The 17,470-nt window shown below is 73.6% G+C and carries 15 protein-coding genes; 11 read left to right on the top strand and 4 right to left on the bottom strand.

Annotated elements, in window-relative coordinates; genetic code table 11:
• Nucleotide 1: 1 nt before the first annotated feature.
• Complete coding sequence (locus AC0QR5_RS11420) at nt 2-1,126, bottom strand: polyprenyl synthetase family protein (protein WP_329861116.1); 1,125 nt, start codon at nt 1,124-1,126, stop codon at nt 2-4.
• Between the two features lie 81 nt (nt 1,127-1,207).
• Between AC0QR5_RS11420 and AC0QR5_RS11425 the strand changes: the two genes are divergently transcribed.
• Entirely contained in the window at nt 1,208-2,149 is a 942-nt protein-coding gene (locus AC0QR5_RS11425) for a TspO/MBR family protein (RefSeq protein ID WP_329861117.1), read from the top strand.
• Nucleotides 2,146-3,642 carry an SDR family oxidoreductase gene (locus tag AC0QR5_RS11430; protein ID WP_329861118.1) on the top strand — a complete coding sequence of 499 codons (1,497 nt, stop codon included), beginning with the start codon at nt 2,146-2,148 and terminating at the stop codon, nt 3,640-3,642. The genes AC0QR5_RS11425 and AC0QR5_RS11430 overlap by 4 nt, the downstream gene beginning before the upstream one ends.
• 28 nt (nt 3,643-3,670) lie before the next feature.
• Here the strand turns inward: AC0QR5_RS11430 and AC0QR5_RS11435 are convergent, their stop codons facing one another.
• Together AC0QR5_RS11435 and AC0QR5_RS11440 are read right to left on the bottom strand one after the other, a co-directional pair.
• Nucleotides 3,671-4,003, bottom strand: coding sequence for a hypothetical protein (locus AC0QR5_RS11435; protein ID WP_329861120.1), 333 nt, complete (start codon nt 4,001-4,003; stop codon nt 3,671-3,673).
• Between the two features lie 204 nt (nt 4,004-4,207).
• A complete protein-coding gene (locus AC0QR5_RS11440; RefSeq protein ID WP_329861121.1) occupies nt 4,208-4,654 on the bottom strand; it encodes an Hsp20/alpha crystallin family protein in 447 nt (148 codons plus the stop codon).
• Between the two features lie 185 nt (nt 4,655-4,839).
• Between AC0QR5_RS11440 and AC0QR5_RS11445 the strand changes: the two genes are divergently transcribed.
• From AC0QR5_RS11445 to AC0QR5_RS11485, 9 genes are all read left to right on the top strand, one after another.
• On the top strand, nt 4,840-5,073 hold the full coding sequence (locus tag AC0QR5_RS11445; RefSeq protein ID WP_329861122.1) for a hypothetical protein: 234 nt from the start codon (nt 4,840-4,842) through the stop codon (nt 5,071-5,073).
• Nucleotides 5,074-5,335: 262 nt separating this feature from the next.
• On the top strand, nt 5,336-5,947 hold the full coding sequence (locus AC0QR5_RS11450) for a DUF3800 domain-containing protein (protein WP_329861124.1): 612 nt from the start codon (nt 5,336-5,338) through the stop codon (nt 5,945-5,947).
• Nucleotides 5,948-6,034: 87 nt separating this feature from the next.
• Nucleotides 6,035-7,387 carry a D-serine ammonia-lyase gene (locus AC0QR5_RS11455; protein WP_329861125.1) on the top strand — a complete coding sequence of 451 codons (1,353 nt, stop codon included), beginning with the start codon at nt 6,035-6,037 and terminating at the stop codon, nt 7,385-7,387.
• A gap of 151 nt (nt 7,388-7,538) precedes the next feature.
• On the top strand, nt 7,539-9,110 hold the full coding sequence (locus AC0QR5_RS11460; protein WP_329861127.1) for a S8/S53 family peptidase: 1,572 nt from the start codon (nt 7,539-7,541) through the stop codon (nt 9,108-9,110).
• The gene (locus AC0QR5_RS11465; RefSeq protein WP_329861129.1) at nt 9,107-9,706 is read left to right on the top strand and encodes an RNA polymerase sigma factor; all 600 of its coding nucleotides are present in this window, start codon (nt 9,107-9,109) and stop codon (nt 9,704-9,706) included. Before AC0QR5_RS11460 ends, AC0QR5_RS11465 begins: the two co-directional genes overlap by 4 nt.
• Complete coding sequence (locus tag AC0QR5_RS11470) at nt 9,703-10,173, top strand: hypothetical protein (RefSeq protein ID WP_329861130.1); 471 nt, start codon at nt 9,703-9,705, stop codon at nt 10,171-10,173. Before AC0QR5_RS11465 ends, AC0QR5_RS11470 begins: the two co-directional genes overlap by 4 nt.
• A gap of 1 nt (nt 10,174) precedes the next feature.
• Nucleotides 10,175-12,901 (top strand): CHAT domain-containing protein, encoded by a 2,727-nt coding sequence (locus AC0QR5_RS11475; RefSeq protein WP_329861131.1) that lies wholly within the window; start codon nt 10,175-10,177, stop codon nt 12,899-12,901.
• 162 nt (nt 12,902-13,063) lie between these two features.
• Nucleotides 13,064-15,172 (top strand): S8 family serine peptidase, encoded by a 2,109-nt coding sequence (locus AC0QR5_RS11480; protein ID WP_329861132.1) that lies wholly within the window; start codon nt 13,064-13,066, stop codon nt 15,170-15,172.
• A gap of 183 nt (nt 15,173-15,355) precedes the next feature.
• On the top strand, nt 15,356-16,468 hold the full coding sequence (locus tag AC0QR5_RS11485; RefSeq protein WP_329861133.1) for a Fic family protein: 1,113 nt from the start codon (nt 15,356-15,358) through the stop codon (nt 16,466-16,468).
• Here AC0QR5_RS11485 and AC0QR5_RS11490 read toward each other — a convergent pair.
• Nucleotides 16,452-17,468 (bottom strand): glycine betaine ABC transporter substrate-binding protein, encoded by a 1,017-nt coding sequence (locus AC0QR5_RS11490; RefSeq protein WP_329861135.1) that lies wholly within the window; start codon nt 17,466-17,468, stop codon nt 16,452-16,454. The genes AC0QR5_RS11485 and AC0QR5_RS11490 overlap by 17 nt on opposite strands.
• Between the last annotated feature and the right edge of the window lie 2 nt (nt 17,469-17,470).

Raw genomic sequence — 17,470 nt, forward strand, 5'->3', positions numbered from 1 at the left:
CTCAGCTGCACCGCTGCATCACGAGGGCACCGAGCCGCTCGATCTCGAGGACGACGCCGGACGGCAGCTTGAGCCCGGCCGCGCGGTCGAGCGCGGACCGGCAGAGCGCGGAGGCGATGCGCCGCGCCTCCCCGGGCGCGCCGCTGGCCTGCAGCGCGCGCTTGGCCGCGGCGGGGTCGGGGTCCTCCCCGCGGCGCCGCGCGTCCCGGTCGGCGCGCAGGAGCGACGCGGCCTCCGGGTCCTGGACGGCGAGGGCGGTCAGTACGGTGCTCTTGCCCTCGCGCAGGTCGGAGTCCGACGGCTTGCCCGTGGCTCCCGGGTGCCCGAACGTCCCGAGGACGTCGTCTGCGATCTGGTAGGCGGCGCCGAGCTCCCGTCCGACGGCGGCGAGCGCGGCGGCCGCGACGGGATCCGCCCCGGCGAGGAGGGCGCCCGCGCGCAACGGGGCCTCGAAGGAGTAGTAGGCGGTCTTGAGCCGTTCCATGCGCAGCACGTCCGCGAGCGGTGCGGGTTCGTCGCCCCAGGACAACAGCACGTCCTCGAGCTCGCCGGCGGCCGCGGCCTCGACGGCCCCGTGGAAGGCGTCGAGGACGTCGTCCGCCTCCCGCCGGCCGGCGACCGCGTCGGCGGCGAGCCGGACCGCGGCGGCCAGGAGCAGGTCCCCGGCGATGATCGCGACGCTGTCGCCGGCGTGGCGGGCGTGCGGCGCGCGTTGCGCCGCGGCGCGTTCGGCGTAGGACGCCCCGACGGTCGGGTTTCCGCGGCGCAGGACGTCGCGGTCGATCACGTCGTCGTGGATGAGCAGGGCCGCGTGGAGCAGTTCGAACGCGCAGGCCAGTCGGTGCATCGGTTCCCGGTCCCCTCCGCCGAAGGCGTCGAAGCCGAGGGCCACGAGACGCGGCCGGGTCATCTTGCCGCCCGGTACCGTGGACTCGAGCCGGCGCCACAGCCGGGCGGCCTCGGCGGAGAGCCGTTCCGCCCGCCGCCTCTGCCGCGCGAGCTGGCTGGCCAGCAGGGACTGGACCGCGTGGATGTCGCCGTCGATCGCCGGTCGGATCGTCCCGGCGTCGGGCGCCGGGGGCCGGTCCGGGGCCAGGGTCGCGGTGTCCGCGCTCGCATCATCCATGGAAGTATCTTACTTAGTTTATTGTTAGATTGGCTAGCAAGGAGTTCGGGCCGTCCCGCCAGCAGGAGGACACTGATTGCCATGACCGAAAATCCACACGCGGACACGCGCGGCGCCGCGCACATCGGGGCCCCCGCCGGAGGTATCGCTCCCGCCCTCGGGACGGCCGCCGCGGTCGCCGCGGCGATCTTCCTCGCGTTCGTCGGCAGCGGCGCGGCGGGCGGCACGCCGATCCAGGAGGCCGCCGGCGGATGGCTGGACTCCGACAGCACTCCCCTCGCACCCGGCACGGGGGCGTTCCGCATCTGGTCGGTGATCTACGCGGGGCTGGCGGGCTACGCCGTGCTGCAACTCCTGCCGCTCTCGCGCGGCAGCGCCTTCCACGCGCGACTGCGCCCGTGGGCCGCCGCCTCGGCCCTGCTCAACGGCGTCTGGATCTGGGTGGTCCAGGCCGGGCTCCTCTGGCTGAGCCTCATCGTGATCGTGGTGCTGCTCGCCGTGCTGTGCCGGATCCTGATGCTCCTGGGCGAGCGCCGCGGCGCCGCGCGTTCCGAGCTCGTGCTGGTGGACGGGACGTTCGGCCTGTACCTGGGCTGGGTGTCCGTGGCCACGGTCGCCAACGCGGCCGGCTGGCTCGGCTCGCTCGGCGTCGGCGCGACCGGAACACCGGCCCCGGGAAGCGGGCGCCAGGACTGGGCGGACTGGGTGGAGCCGGCCGGGATCGCGGTGCTCGCCGTAGCGGTCGTCGTCGGGCTCGCGGTCGCCGCCTACGGGCGTGGACGCATCGGCCCCTCCCTGGCCCTCGCGTGGGGACTGGCCTGGATCGCTGCGGGCCGGCTGGGCGACGGACCGGCGTCGCCGCCGATCGCGTGGGCCGCGGCGGTGGCGGCCGGCGCCGTCGCCCTCGGCACGGCCCTGCTGCGCTGGCGGCGGGAACGCACCGTGAAACGCCTTCGGGCAACGGGAGAAGCGGGTGGACGCCCGCCGGCGTCCAGCGGGCCGAGGGAAACGGGCGACGCATGAGCCGCATCGCCGTCGCGGGAGCCACCGGCTACATCGGCGGCCGCCTCGTGCCTCGGCTGATCGAGGCCGGCCACGAGGTCCGCGTCCTCACCCGCCGCGCGGCCCGATTGCGCGACATCCCCTGGGCGGGGTCGGTCGAGGTGGTCGAGGGAAGCTGCGAGGAGCGGGAGGCGGCCGAACGCCTGTGCGCCGGTGTGGACACCCTCTACTACCTGGTGCATTCCATGGGCGGGCATCCGGACTTCGAAGACGCCGAGGAACGCTGTGCCCGCGTGATGGCCGAGGCCGCCCGGACCCGTGGCGTGGGGCGGATCGTCTACCTCTCGGGGCTGCATCCCGACGGGGAGCTCAGCCGGCACCTGCGCTCCCGGGTGCGCGTGGGAGAGCTCCTGTCCGCGTCGGGAGTCCCCACGGTGGTCCTCCAGGCGGGGCTCGTCATCGGATCCGGCTCGGCGAGCTTCGAGATGGTGCGGCACCTGACCGAAGTCCTGCCCGTCATGCCCGCGCCGCGGTGGGTGCTCAATCGCGTCCAGCCCATCGCCGTGCGCGACGCCCTGCACTACTTGTGCGCGTGCGCCTCGCTGCCTGCCGGAACCTCAGGGGCGTTCGACGTCGGAGGCCCGGAAGCGCACAGCTACGCCGACATGATGCGCCTCTACGCCGAGGCCGCGGGACTGCGGCGGCCCGCGATCCTCCCGCTCCCCGTCCTCACGCCATGGCTGGCCGCCCAATGGGTGAACCTCGTGACGCCGATCCCGCGCTCGCTCGCCGTTCCACTCGTCGGCTCCCTGCAACACGACTGCGTGGTGCGCGAACGGCGCATAGACCACCTCGTCCCGCGCCCCGCCGGCGGACTGACGCCCTACCGCCGGGCCGTGGAACTCGCCCTGGAGAAGATCGGCACCGACGCCGTGGAGACCTCGTGGGCCACCGCGCACGCCGTCGCCCAGCCCGCCGACCCGTTGCCCAGCGATCCTGACTGGGCCGGGCGCCCCGTCTACGTCGACGTCCGCGAGCTCGACGTCGACGCTCCCCCGGAAGCCGTGTTCGGCGTCGTCCAGGGAATCGGCGGAGGAAACGGCTGGTACTCGCTGCCGGGCGCCTGGGGCGTCCGCGGGCTGATCGACAAGCTCGCCGGCGGCGTGGGACTGCGGCGCGGCCGCCGCAGCAGCACGCGCCTCCTGCTCGGCGACGTCGTCGACTTCTGGCGCGTCGAGGAAGTGGAGCAGGACCGGCTCCTGCGGCTTCGCGCGGAGATGCGCGTCCCCGGAAACGCGTGGCTCGAGTTCACGATCGAACCGCGGGGATCCGGCAGCCTGTACCGCCAGCGGGCCGTCTTCTTCCCCCGCGGGCTCGCCGGGCGGCTCTACTGGTGGTCAGTGGCCCCGTTTCACGGCCACATCTTCGGGTCGATGATGCGCCGCATCACCGCCGCGGCCCTGCAGGCCGCCGGCACGGAAACCGCCCCCGGGCCGGAGCCGGCGGGCCGCTGAGGCTCCGGCGCGGCCCGGGCCGCCGGCATCACCCTTCCGGAGGGATCGCGATGGACTCCTCCCCGCAGACGAGCAGCAGCCCGGAAGCATCGCCTTCGAGGGCGCATGCGGCGGGATCGATCCGCGCCCCCTCCGTGAACGTCCCGCCGAGCGCGAGCATCCCCACCGCGGCCGCCGCGGTCAGGACGTAGGTGACGAGCATCCAGCCGTGGCCCGAGAGTCCGGCGTGGAACACGTAGCCGGGGTCGGGGGCAAGCGCTCCGTGCATCCAGAGCACGACATGCAGCAGCCCGCCGCCCGCCGCCACGCAGGCCGCGGCGACGCCCCAGGCCCGGCGCGCCCCGCCGTCGTTCCGTTCCATACGCCCCTCACTGCCGCCGGCCGTCCGCTGTACCTACCCATCATGCCCCCGGGATCCCCCTCCGGGTCGTCGTCGCGGAGGGATGCCGGGAGGGGCCGGCGGGCGGCGCCGACACGCGGGCGCCCGGCTCCCGCGGACCAGGAGGTCCGCCGGAACCGGGCGCGTCGGACCGGGCGGCGATGCGCCGCTCGGCAGGAGTGCGGCCTACTGCTCGGAGGCCTCCGAGCCGGCGAGCTCTCCGACCTCGGCGTGCTCGCCGGTCCGGACGGCGATCTTGCGCGGCTTGGCGCTCTCGCGGACCGGGATGACCACGGACAGCACGCCGTTCTCGTAGCGGGCGGTGATGTTCTCCGTGTCGACGCCCTGGCCGAGGTTGAGCTGGCGCAGGAAGCTGCCGCCGCGGCGTTCGCGGTTGAGCCATTTCACGCCCTCCGCGCCCGAGAGCGTGCGCTCGGCGCGGATGGTGAGCAGCTGGCCGTCGACGTCGATGTCCACGGAACCGGGGTCGATGCCCGGCAGGTCGGCGTCGAGGATGTAGCGGTCGCCCTGGCGGTAGAGGTCCATGGGCATCTCGCGCAGGCCCTGGCGGTTGTCGAGCAGCGCGCCGGCCATGCGGTCGAGTTCGCGGAACGGATCGAAGTTCGTAGCCATGTTGATCAACTCCTGTGGTGTGGCACCGTGCGTGCCATCGGCGGTTCGGTGGCGGATTCGGCCTCCGCCAGAGTTGAGCGTCATGCGCTCAACTTGTCTCGAATTTAGCACTCTACCCTCGAGAGTGCCAATAGTTTTCCGCCCCGTTCTCCCACGGCGAACCCGCCCCGTGCAACGATGGATCCATGCGCTCCGCACCCCTCTGGCTCAAGATCCTCGTCACCGTGACCGGGCTACTGGTCCTCGCGGCCTCGTTCACCGGACTGGCCGCGGGCTCGCCCCTGCCCACGATCGCCTTCATCGGCGCGGCGGGCCTCCTGGCCTACTTGGGGATCGACGAACTGCGCTCCCGCGGCGCCCGGGCGGCGCGCGCCCGCGATTCCGGGAACGACGCCGGACGGCCGGGTCCGGCGGACTGAGCGCCCTCGCGGGCCAGACGAATCCGGCCCCGTGCGTCCGTCGACGCGGCGCATCTCAACGACGGAGGGAACCACCGCCGCAGGCTTGTTGTCGGACGCGTCGGATAGATTCGCTTCACGTGACTGTCTCTTCGACGGAAGGAGCCAAGCTAGCCATGTTGTTGGCGTACCTCGACGAGTCGAGCCGAGGAGCGAAGGGGAATTTCTACTACGTCGGTCCCTTCTCGTCACCGAACATCAAGCCAGGTTCATCGAGGAACAGATGAACGGAATCGGCCAGCTGATTTCCGACCAGATCCCGGGATTCGATCCGACGACGGAGTTCCAAGCCACCGATGTCTTCCAAGGCCGTGGAGCGTGGAAGTCCGTCCCCATCCCGATCCGGACTCGAGCGTGCCGTTTGGCGGCCAAGGCACTGGGGGACTCAGGCGCGGATTTCTTCCTCCGCGGCGTCGACGTCCGCGCCCTGCGCCAACGCTACTCCGTGGCGCACGATCCCCACGTGCTCGCGGTGTGCCAGTCCCTCGAGTCCATGCAAGAGCACACCAGCTCAAAGGGCGGGAAGGGACCAAACGTCTTGGTGATCGCCGACGAACACCACACGGCGAAGGACAGCCGAACGCGCTTCGCCGGGCTACGCCGCGCGCCACTTAACGGGTTCACACGGCTGACGCTGTCCAACTTCCTCGACACCATCTACTTCGGCCCCTCGGACCACAGCCGGCTCTTGCAAGCGGCTGACCTTGCCACGTTCTTCTTGACTCGTATCCGCCATGAACAGCCGGAGCGGCATCCCGAGGCGATCAAGGCCCTGAACTCCATCCGTAAAGACCTCAAGAAGATCACTCGACGGGAGTACCTATGGTCGCCTTAAACTCGAAACCCCCGCGTGGGCGGGGGCTCGGATGGGCTGGAGGCGACGAATCGCGTCCTGCACCTACAACTATGCGGGCATCTTGATATGAGGCAAGACGCCCCTCCCGACCTCCTCGCCGACCCCGTCGTCGCGGCCCTCGCCCGCGCCGAGGAGACGGCGTGGTTCCGCGCGGAGCCGGCCCGCACCGGCGTCGTTCTCGCCGCATCGGGACTGGACCCGGCGATCGTCGAGGCGGCCCGCGCCCGCTTCCGCCGCTTCGCGCCGTGGTTCGCCGAGCGCTTCGCGGACACGGGTCCCACGCACGGCATCCTCGAGTCCCCTCTCCAGGGCGCGCCGCGGATGCAGGCCGCGCTCGGCCGGCGCCTGGGCCGCGGACTGCCGGGCCGGCTCTGGATCAAGCGCGACGACGCCCTGCCCGTGAGCGGCTCCATCAAGGCCCGCGGCGGCATCCACGAGGTCCTCGAGCTCGCCGAGCGCCTCGCCGCCGACGCGGGCGTCCTGCGCCCCGGCGACGACACCCGCGCGCTCACCACCCCGGCGGCGCGCGGGGTCCTCGCCCGGCACGGCATCGCCGTCGGATCCACCGGCAACCTGGGGCTCTCCATCGGCATCGCCGCCTCGGAGCTCGGCCTCGCCACCACCGTGCACATGTCCCACGACGCCCGCGCCTGGAAGAAGGAGCTCCTGCGCACCCGCGGGGTCGAGGTGATCGAGCACTCCGGCGACTTCACCGCCGCCGTCGCCGCCGGGCGCGCCGAGGCCACCGCGGATCCGTCCGTGCACTTCGTCGACGACGAGGCCTCGCTGAGCCTCTTCGCGGGCTACGCAGTGGCCGGCGCGCGTCTCGCGGCGCAGCTGCGGGCCCTGGAGTGCGACGTCGATGCCGACCACCCGCTGTTCGTGCACCTCCCGTGCGGGGTCGGCGGCGGGCCGGGCGGCGTCGCCTACGGGCTCAAGCTGGTCTTCGGCGACGACGTGCACTGCGTGTTCGCCGAGCCCACGCACGCGCCCTGCATGTCGCTCGGCGTCCGCACGGGGCTGCACGACCGGATCTCCGTGGCCGACATCGGCCTCGACGGGCGCACGGCCGCCGACGGGCTCGCCGTGGGGCGGCCCTCGCGGCTCGTCGGCGAGCGCGTCGGGGGGCTCATCGACGGCTTCGCGACCGTCTCCGACGAACGCCTCAAGGCGCTCGTCGCGCTCCTGCACGCCGAGGAGGGCATCGCCGTCGAACCGTCCGCGACGGCCGGCTTCCCCGGGCCGTGGCGCGTACTCGCGGACGCCGGTTACCGGGCGGCGTTCGGGCTCGACGACGCCCGGATGGCCCGCGCGAACCACGTGGTCTGGTCCACGGGCGGCTCCATGGTCCCGCCGGCCGAGCGCGAGGCCTACCTGGCCGAGGGCCGGCAGCTCCTGGACGCGATCGACTGGGCGTAGCCTCCCAAGCGTCGGGACGCCACGCGGGGTGTTCTCTCCGCCGCGTCGGTGGGATCATGGCGGCAGGGTGGATCAGCGGAAACCCCCGGGGGATGTATCACCGCGGTCCCGGGGCCCTCCTAGGTATCAGGAACCACCTGAGAGGACCGTCATGACCGAACGCCTGAAAACCGCCGGCAACCCGTTCCCGCAGCTCGATCCGCTCGTCGCCGCGGCCTGGAACGCCCGCGTGGCGGTGGCGCCCGGCGGCTCCGCGACCGTCTACGTCGCGCACGCGCTGCTCCTGCACGCCCCCGCCGGAGACTCGCCCGGCCGCATCGACGCCATCAACGAGGTCGCCGGCAAGCTCGGGATCAAGGTCGAGCCGACGCCGCTCGGCGTTCCGTCCCGGCGCCGCGATCCCGGCCGCACGCCCAGCGGCGGGACCGGCGATCCCGCCACCGCCGCCGACCCCCTCGCCTCGCTCGGGCCCGCAACCGAGACCTCGCGCCTGCTCCTGCACGCCGAGGAGGACGACGCCGACGCCTGGCGCCTGCTCGCGGCCCTGCGTCGCGCCGGGGTCGCCGACGGCGTCTCGCTCGACCACCTCATGACGGCCGTCCCCTACTACGCGGGCATGGGCGAGCCCGGCGCGGACGCGTCGGGAGGCCCTGACTGGACGGGCGTGCCGTACTACGCCGGGGTGCCCTACTACGCGGGCGTCGGCTCGCCGTCCACGGGATACGCCTCACCGGGCCTCGGCGGGCGCACGCCGGTCGCCGTCGTCCTGCCGGACCCGGCGGCGAACGCCCCGCGGTTCAAGCGGGCCCCGGTCGTCGTGGTCCCGGACACGGGGCTCGAGGACCATCCCTGGTTCCGCGACCCGGCCTCCGCCACCGCCGAGGTCTATGCGGACGGGCAGCTGCTGGGCCGCCACGGCACGGTCCCGGGATCCGCGGTCCCCGAGCCGGTGCGCAACCCGCTCGACGGGATGCTGCTCCCGTTCGCCGGGCACGGCACGTTCATCGCGGGCCTGGTCCGCCAGCTCTGCCCGGCGGCGCGGATCCTCGGCATCCCGGTCATGACCGACGACGGCGTGGTCGCCGAATCCTGCCTCATCGCCACCCTCGAATCGCTGCGCACGCGCCAGATCGACGCCCTCGCCGCGGGCAACGCCGAAGACCTCGTCGACGTCCTCAGCTTGTCCCTGGGCTACTACCACGAGGAGCCGCGGGACCGGCTCGCGGACGCCCCGCTGCGCGCCCTGCTCGAGGACCTCGGCCGGCTCGGCGTCCTCGTGGTCGCCGCTGCCGGGAACAACTCCACGACGGCGCCGATGTTCCCGGCGGGGTTCTGCGACGGCCCCGCCGACCCGGCGCTCGCGCCCCTCGTCGGCGTCGGGGCGCTTAATCCGGACGGCTCGGTGGCGTACTTCAGCAACGCGGGCGCGTGGGTGGCGTGCCACCGGCCGGGTGCCGCCCTGGTCTCCACGATGCCCGTCCACCTGCGCGGCCACTTGCAGATGTCGGCGGCGCTGCGGGAGGTGGAACCACGCCGGGCCACACTGGATCCGGACGACTTCTCCGGCGGCTTCGGCGTCTGGAGCGGCACGTCCTTCGCGGCCCCCGTGCTCGCCGCCGAGCTGGCCGCCGGGCTGCTCGACTCCACGGCCGTCGACGTCGCCGCCCGCCTGGACCGGGCCTGGGACGCCCTCGCCCACACGCTGGACTGGGAGAGGCCATGACCGCCACCACGAGCCTCGTCGAGGAGGCCGCGGAGCTGTTCGCGGCGTTCCAGGACGGCCGCCGCGGGCGGATCGAGCCGCTCGTTCGGCTGCTGAACCCCACCTTGTGGCACGTGGCGCGCGCGTGCGGGCTCGAGCGCGCCGACGCGGAGGACGTCGTGCAGACGGCGTGGCTGCGGCTCGTGGACAAGGCGGACACCGTGCGGGATCCGCGCACCGTGCTCGCGTGGCTCGGCACTACCGTGCGCCGCGAGGCGTGGCGGATCAGCCGCGAGCGCCGCCGCTCCCTGCCGTGGGAGGACGCGGACGACGACGGGGCGGTCCGCCGCGGGCCGGACCCCGGGGATCCGGCGCCGGGTCCCGCGGAGGCGCTGCTGCGCCACGAGGCGCAACGCGTCCTCTGGACGCACGTGTCCCGCCTGACGCCGCGCTGCCAGGCCATCCTGCGGGTGGTGAGCCGTGGCGGCCCGCCCGACTACGCGTCCCTGTCCGAGGCACTCGGCATCCCCGTCGGGTCGATCGGCCCGACCCGCGGCCGCTGCCTCGCGGCGCTGCGCGCCTCACTCGCCGCCGATCCCTCCTGGAGCCCCTCATGAACGAGCACGATTCCCCCCTCGACGCCGTCGACGCGGCCCTGCTCCAGGACATCGCCCGGCTCTACGACGCCGCCGACCCGCCCCCGGCGTCCCTCGACGACGACGTGGTCTTCGCGGTCTCGCTCGCGGCCGTCGACGCCGAGATCGCCACGCTCCTGGACGGGGCGCACCTGGCGCTGCGGGCCGGGGAGGCCAGCCCCACGGACACGGTGACGTTCACGAGCTCGGCACTGCAGCTCATGCTGCGCACGGCGGAGGACGACGCCGGGGCGTTGCGGATCGACGGCTGGGTCACCGGGGGCGGCATCGACGTCGCGCTCATCTCCGGCACCACGGCGCACTGGACCACGTCCGACGCCCACGGCCGGCTGGTCTGGCGGGACGTGCCCCGCGGGCCGCTGCGGTTCCTGCTCCACCCCGCCGAACCGGGCGGCAAGCCCGTGATGACGCCGGTGATCGAGTTCTGAGATGCCCTCCACCGACCCGCTGGCCGCCGCCGACGAGGCGTACCAGGCCGCGCGGGCGGCGATCGCCCAGTACCGGCTGCCCCAGGCCCGCGCACACCTGGACGAGGCGCGCAGCAGGCTGCGCCAATCCTGGCCTCCGGCGGGCGCGGGGCCGCTGACCGGTTCCGGCCGCGGGCCCGGCGGCGGCGTCGGCAGGAGCGCCGGCGGCGGAAGGCGCGGGGCCGGCCGGGACGACGAGATCGGCGGAGCCGGAGATCAGGCCCTGGCCGCGCGCGAGCTCGGCTGGCGCATCCGGCTGACCGAATCGTGGCTCACGTGCGACGAAGAAGGGCTGCCCGCCGCGCTGGCGGCGATCCGCGCCGTGAGCGCCGAGGCGGCCGCCGCCGGCAGCGACGGTGTCCGCGCGCTCGCCCACATCCAATCCGGCGTCCTGCTGGCCCGCGCCGGGGACTTCGACGCGGCACTCGGCCAGCTGCGCCCCGCCGTCGGACTCTCCGGATCCCTGCCCGTCGACGACCGCGTGCGGCTCCTGCTCAACAAGGGGACGATCGGCTCCCGCACCGGATCCCTCGCCGAGGCGGCCGACGATCTCCGGGAGGCCGCCCGGCTCTCCGACGCCCTGCCCGCCTACCGTTTTATGGCCCTCCACAACCTGGGCTTCGTCGAGTACCTGCGCGGCGACCTGCCGGCGGCCCTGCGCATCATGGCGGAGGCGGACGGGCTGGACGTCGAGGTCGACCGCTCCGTCGCGCGCCACGACCGTGCCCGCGTGCTGATGGAGGCCGGGCTTGTCGAGGACGCCGCACCGCTGATCGAGCAGGCGGTCGGCGAACTGCGGGACGCCGGGCTGGCCGCGGAATGCGGCGAGGCCCGGCTGGACCAGGCGCGCTGCGCGGTGCTGGCCGGCCGCCCCGCCGATGCCGTCCGGCTCGCCGCCGCCGTCGTGGCCGAGTCCACCGAGCGCGGCGAGGACGCCCGCGCCCAGGAGGCGGAGGCCGTCCGGCTCGAGGCCCTGCTCCTGGGCTCCGGTCCCGTCGAGTCCATGGATCCGGCCCTGCTCGCCGACCAGGCCACCGCCCTCGCCGCGGCGGCGCGCCACGCCGGCAGGCCGTGGCTCGCCGACCGGGCCATCGCGCTGGCCCTCATCGCCACGGGCCGCGCCGCCTCCGGTGCGGACGGGCCAGGCAACCCCGCCGGCTTCACCGCTTCGGCGCCCGAGCCACCCCGTGCCCTCGTCGCGGCGCGGCACCCGGGCGGGGCCCCGGCGTCGGACTCCCCCGCCCTGCCGGCCGACGCCCGGGCGCGCTTGCGGCGGATGCGCGCCTCGCCGTACCTCTCGACGCGGATTCTGGCCGTGCTCGCCCAGCTCGCGACGGCGCAGGATCCCGCCGCCCGCGGGAGGCTCCTGCGAGCCGCCGCCCGGGACACGGCCGCCGCCCGGGCCGGCGTGGCCAGCCTGGACCTGCGCACCGCCGTCGCGGTCCACTTGGCGCCCGTCATGCGGATCGACCTCGCCCGGGCCGCGGCCGGTGGCGACGCGTGGGCCGCCCTGCGCGCCACCGAACGCTGGCGCCACGCCCTCCAGGGGGTCCCTTCCGTGCACCCACCGGGCGACGCACGGGTCGCCGGGCTGTGGTCCAGCCTGCGCCGGCACCACGAGGAGGTCCGCACGGCCGGGCCCTCCGAGGCGGGGCGGCTGCGGGCCGAGGCCGCGGGGATCGAACACCGTCTGCGCGAGCACTACTGGTCCGGCCGGTCCGAGGCGCGGGCCGGGCCCGGGCCGCGCCTCTCCCGCGCCGCGTGGGGGCCGGCCAGCGTGCTGAGCTACTTCTGGGCCGGGGACGCGTTGCACGTGGTGGCCGTGGAACCGGGGCGGCCCGCCCGCCTCGAGCGGCTCGGGGACCGGCCCCGGATCACCGAGCTCGTGGACCGAGCCGTCGCCGATGCGGCCGCCGCGGCGCAGGCACCCGCGGGGCCGCTCGCCGCCGTCGTGCTGTCCTCCCTCGGCGACTCCCTCGCCCGGCTCGAGGACGCGATCCTGCCCGGCCCGGTCGCCGAAGGGCCGATCGTCGTGGTCCCCAGCGGGGCGCTGGCCCGCTTGCCGTGGGGCATGCTGCCGGGCCTGCGCGGCCGGGGCGTGACGCTGAGCCGCTCCGTCGGCGCGTGGGACGCGGGCCGCACGGAACTCGGCCGGCCGCCCCGCGTCGCCGTCGCCGCCGGCCCGGGGCTGGCGCTGGCCCGCCACGAATGCGCGCGGGTCGCGGGCCATTGGCCCGGGGCGCTGACGATCCCTGCGGAGCCGGCCGCGGTCACGGCGGCGCTGGCCGCGTACGACGTCGTCCACCTCGCCGCGCACGGGCGGCACCGCGAGGACAGCCCCCTGTTCTCCTCGCTGCGGCTGCACGGCGGCGCGCTGTTCGCGCACGAGCTCGAACAGGTGCCGATCCGGGCCTCGCTTGTGGTGCTGTCGGCGTGCGGCGCCGGGCGCGGGCGGCTGCGGCCCGGCGACGAGGCCCTGGGGCTCACCTCGAGTCTCCTGGCCATGGGGGTGAAGGCCGTCGTGGCGCCGCTGACCGACGTCCCGGACCACGTGGCCGCGCGCCTGATGCCCGAGCTGCATTCGCGCCTCGCCGCCGGACAGGACGGGCCCTCGGCGCTCGCCGCCGCGGCCGATGGCATGCTGGACGGCAGCTTCGCGTGGTTCGGCTCCGGCTGGCGGGTGGGCTGAGCCGGTTTGGAGTGCAGATCATGCGCGGCTCCGGCTCGGGAGCCCACAGGATCTGCAGACCAAAGAAAGTCGGCACTTCCTGTATCAGGGACCGCGGAGGCCCCTCTTAGCTGGTGCGACGCAAAGACGCGGCGCACCAGGAGCAGCTAGAGGAGCAGCGCCATGCCAGAGACCACGCAGGCCCCGGCCTACTACTACGCCGACGGGGAGCGCGTGCCGCTCGTCCCGTCGTCGCACTTCGTCGCCGTCCGAGCGACGCCCGAGGAGGCCGAGTCGCTGGCCCAACGGTCCGCGGCCGCCTCCACCGATCCGCAGGAGCCCGTCCAGGTCCTCCGCGTTCCCGACCAGGACCTCGTGGTCTTCAAGGTCGACGGCGCGGCGACCGCGGCGACGGCTGCCCGTGCCGCGGGCGACGCCACCGGGCCGGACGTCTACGAGACGGCGGAGGACGACGGCGTGGACGCGCCGGCCGCCCTCGTCGACAACGGCGAGCTGATCGTCAAGACCGCCCAGGAGACGGACGCCGCGCGCCTGCTCAAGAAGCACCACCTCGAGACCGTGCAGGCGGACTACCCGGAGCCCGGCGCGCTCCTGGTCCGCACCCTCCGCGAGCAGGACTCGGCCGTCGCCATCGCCAACGAGCTGCACGAGCTCGACGCCGTCGACTACGCCGTCCCGAACTTCGTGAGGCTCCAGCCGCGGCTCTCCGCCCCCGTCGACGAGCTCGAGGAGCTCGCCCGGCTCAACGGGGCGGTCCACGACGAGGCGGGACCCGCGTTCACGCCGAACGACCCGCTCCTGTCCGCCCAATGGGGGATCGCCAAGATCCGCTGCCCGGAGGCCTGGGACATCTCGCGCGGCAGCTCCGCCATCTCGGTCGCCGTCATCGACGAGGGCGGCAACGCCCACGAGGACTACGTCCTGGCTCCGGGATTCGACGCCCGCTTCAACGACAACGATCCGACGCCGAACCCGGCCGACGGACACGGCGTCGCCTGCGCGGGCATCGCCGCCGCGACGGCCCACAACGGGCGCGGCGTCGCCGGCGTCGCACCGAACAGCCGCATCCGCCACATCCGCGTCGCCTACGGCATCGGCGGCGGCTTCTGGTCCACGACCGACGCCATCCTCGCCGCGGGCATCCGCCGCGCCGTGGACCTCGGCGCGGACGTGCTCAACAACTCCTGGGGCAGCGGCGCCAGCACGGTCGTCACCAACGCGTTCGTCTACGCCCAGACCACCGGGCGCGGGGGGCGGGGCGCCGTGATCGCCGCGGCCACGGGCAACGGCGACGTCCTCGGCGTCGGCTACCCGGCCCGCCTCTCCCCCGGCATCCGCGGCTTCATGGCCGTCGGGGCGAGCAACCAGTGGGACCAGCGCAAGAGCAAGACGAGCCTCGACGGCGAGAACTGGTGGGGCTCGAACTACGGCCCCGAGGTCGACGTCGTGGCACCGGGCGTGAAGATCCCGACCACCGACATCATGGGGGCCGGCGGCTACGGCGCCGGGAACTACATCAACACCTTCAACGGCACCTCGTCGGCGACCCCGCACGTGGCAGGGCTGATGGCGTTGATCCTCGCGGTGGATCCGGCGCTGCGCTCCTGGGAGGTCGAGGACATCATCAAGCTCACCGCCCGGGACCTCGGCACCGCCGGCCGGGACCAGCACTTCGGATTCGGCCGGATCGACGCCCGGGCGGCGCTCGAGGCGGCCTCGCGGATCTGGTCCTCGATCCAGGTGACGCCGGTGTTCCTCGGCTCCGGCCAGGAGGCCTACATCCGGGTCTCGATCAGGATGTTCAACCCCGGCATCAACACCGTGCGGCTCAACGGCCTCACGTTCCGGTCCCACTCCACGACCGGCGCCGTGCTGGACCAGTTCACGTTCCAGGGCAACCCGGGACCCGTGATGCTGGCGCGCAGCGGACACGACGCCCGCTTCACGAACCTGTTGTTCCGGGCCAACGGGACGCGGGCCAGCTGGTCCTACTCCTGGTCCGTGAACTGGGGTTACACCTTCTGGCGGCCCGGGGCGCCGCTGTTCCCGCTCGGGGCGGCGGAACCCGGGACGGCCACCGGTGCCCTCGACGAATCGTCGGGGCAGCAGGAAACGGGCCAGACCCTCGAGGGCAGCGGCTCCGGCCGCGACGACTCCCTCGATCCGGGGCCGGAGGAGGGCGCCGTGGGGACGGCGCCCGCGGACGCGGCCCGGGGGGACCGCGTCACGGTCGACCGGGCCAACCGGGCGATCACGATCGTCGTGCGCTGAGCGGCACGCCGATCCCGGCCCGCGGAGGCCCCGCACCACACGCTTGGGGGTGGTGCGGGGCCTCCGCCCCGCGTTGGCTCCCGCGGCGGTCGACGCTCCGTCTCCGCGAACAGCGCTCGATAAAACATGCAAAAAATCCCGCTAATACTTTGCATGTATATGCAACAGTGCTACGTTCTGCGCATGACTTCCTGGCGCGCCGACTCCCCCTTCAACGACCTCCCTCCACTGCCTCCCCGCCGTGAGGTCGAGACCAGGCCGGTCCTCAAGCTCGCCATTGAAGCCCGGTCTTCGCTCGCCGCCCTCAACCAGGCCGTGTCCACCATGGCGAATCCCAGCGTGCTCATCAACGCCATTCCCCTGCTGGAGGCCCAGGCGAGTTCCGAAGTGGAGAACATCGTCACGACGAGCGACGACCTCTTCCGCCATGCCCAGGACGCCTCGTCCGCAGACCCGGCGACGCGCGAGGCCCTGCGCTACCGGACGGCCCTCATGGAAGGCTTCGCCCTGGTATCCCAGCGGGGCATCGTCACCACGAACACCGCCCGCGAGGTGTGCTCGATCATCAAGGGCCGCCGCATGGACCTCAGGACCGGACTGGGCACCTTCATCGGCGACCCGGTGACGCGCCGGGCCGCCTACACCCCACCGGAGGGCAGGGCCGTCATCGACGAGAAGCTCGGGTCCTGGGAGAAGTTCGTCAACGCGGATCACGAGCTCGATCCCCTGACGGCCATGGCGCTCGCCCACTACCAGTTCGAGGCCATCCACCCCTTCGACGACGGGAACGGCCGCACCGGAAGGATCCTCAACGTCCTCATGCTCGTCGCCGCCGGCCTGCTGAGCCGGCCCGTGCTCTACCTGTCCCGCTACATCATCGGACACAAGGACGAGTACTACGCCTCGCTCCGCGCCGTCACGTCCGACGAGGCCTGGACCGATTGGGTGGAGTACGTGCTCGAGGGCGTCCGGCAGACCTCGTCGTCGACCCTGCAGAAGGCCGCCCGCACCCACGTCCTGCAGTCCACCGTGAAGCAGCAGATCGGCCGGACGATCCCCAACGCCAACATCCGGCTCCTGGACGTCTTGTTCGAGCAGCCCTATTGCCGGATCGCCAATGTCATGGACGCCTGCGCAGTCTCGAGGCCCACGGCCACGAAGTGGTTGAAGTCGCTGGTCCAGCACGGGGTGCTCGAAGAGGTCCATGCCGGCCGGGAGCTTCTTTTCATCAACACCCGCTTTCTGGAACTGCTGACGCGGGACGCGGAGGACGGACCCGCTACCCCGCCTCGGTGACGAGCCCCTCCGAGACCATCCAGTCGAATGCCACGTCTGCGGGCTCCTCGCCGTTGACGTCCACGCGCAGGTTCAGCTGCCGCATCACCTCGTCGGTCAGCAGCGGCGAGACCTGCGCGAAGACCTCCTCGAGCTGCGGGTACTCGGCGAGGGTCTCGGCGTTGAACACGGGCGCCCCGTTGTAGGCGGGGAAGAACATCGCGTCGTCCTCGAGCACGGTCAGGTCCAGCGCGTCGATCCGGCCGTCGGTCGTGAAGACCTCGCCGAAGTTGCAGTCGCCGTTGTCCGTGGCCGTGTACACCGCGCCCGTGTCGTAGATGCCGACGTTCGCATCCGGCACGCCGTCCGCGGCGCCGCGCTCGAGCCCGTAGGCGGAGAGCATCGGGTTGAAGCCGTCGGGGCGGGAATTGAACTCCGGCTCGAGGCAGAACGTCCGCTCCTCGACCGGCAGCTCGGCGATCTGGGACATCGCGGAGATCCCGCCGAGCTCCTCGACGGCCTCGCTGCGCACGGCCATCGCGTAGGTGTTGTTCAGGGGGGCCGGCTCGCCCCAGACCAGCCCGTTGGCGGCGTCGGCGTCCCGGACGGCCTCGAACTGCTCGCGCTGGTCCGGGATGCCCTCCTCCTCGCCCATGTAGGTGATCCAGGCGGTGCCCGTGTACTCCCACGTGAAGTCGGCCTGCCCCGAGACCATGAGCTCGCGCACGGGCTGGCTGCCCGGGACGTTGGTCAGGTCGGTGACCTCGAACCCTGCGGCCTGGGCCGCGATCACGGCGATCTTGCCGAGGACCAGCTGCTCGGTGAAGTTCTTGCTCGTCACGGTGATGGCGGCGCCCTCGGGCAGGCCCTCGACGGGGGCGATGCTGCCCGGCCCGGCCTGCGGGACGTAGGACGCGGCGGGCTGGAGCCCGCATCCGGCGAGCAGGGCGCCGGCGGTCAGCGCCGCGGCGGCGGCCAGGGTACGACGCCGGAGGTGCTTCCGGCGCGGATTCTTCTGCATGT

This window comes from Arthrobacter sp. J156 (genome assembly GCF_056172865.1).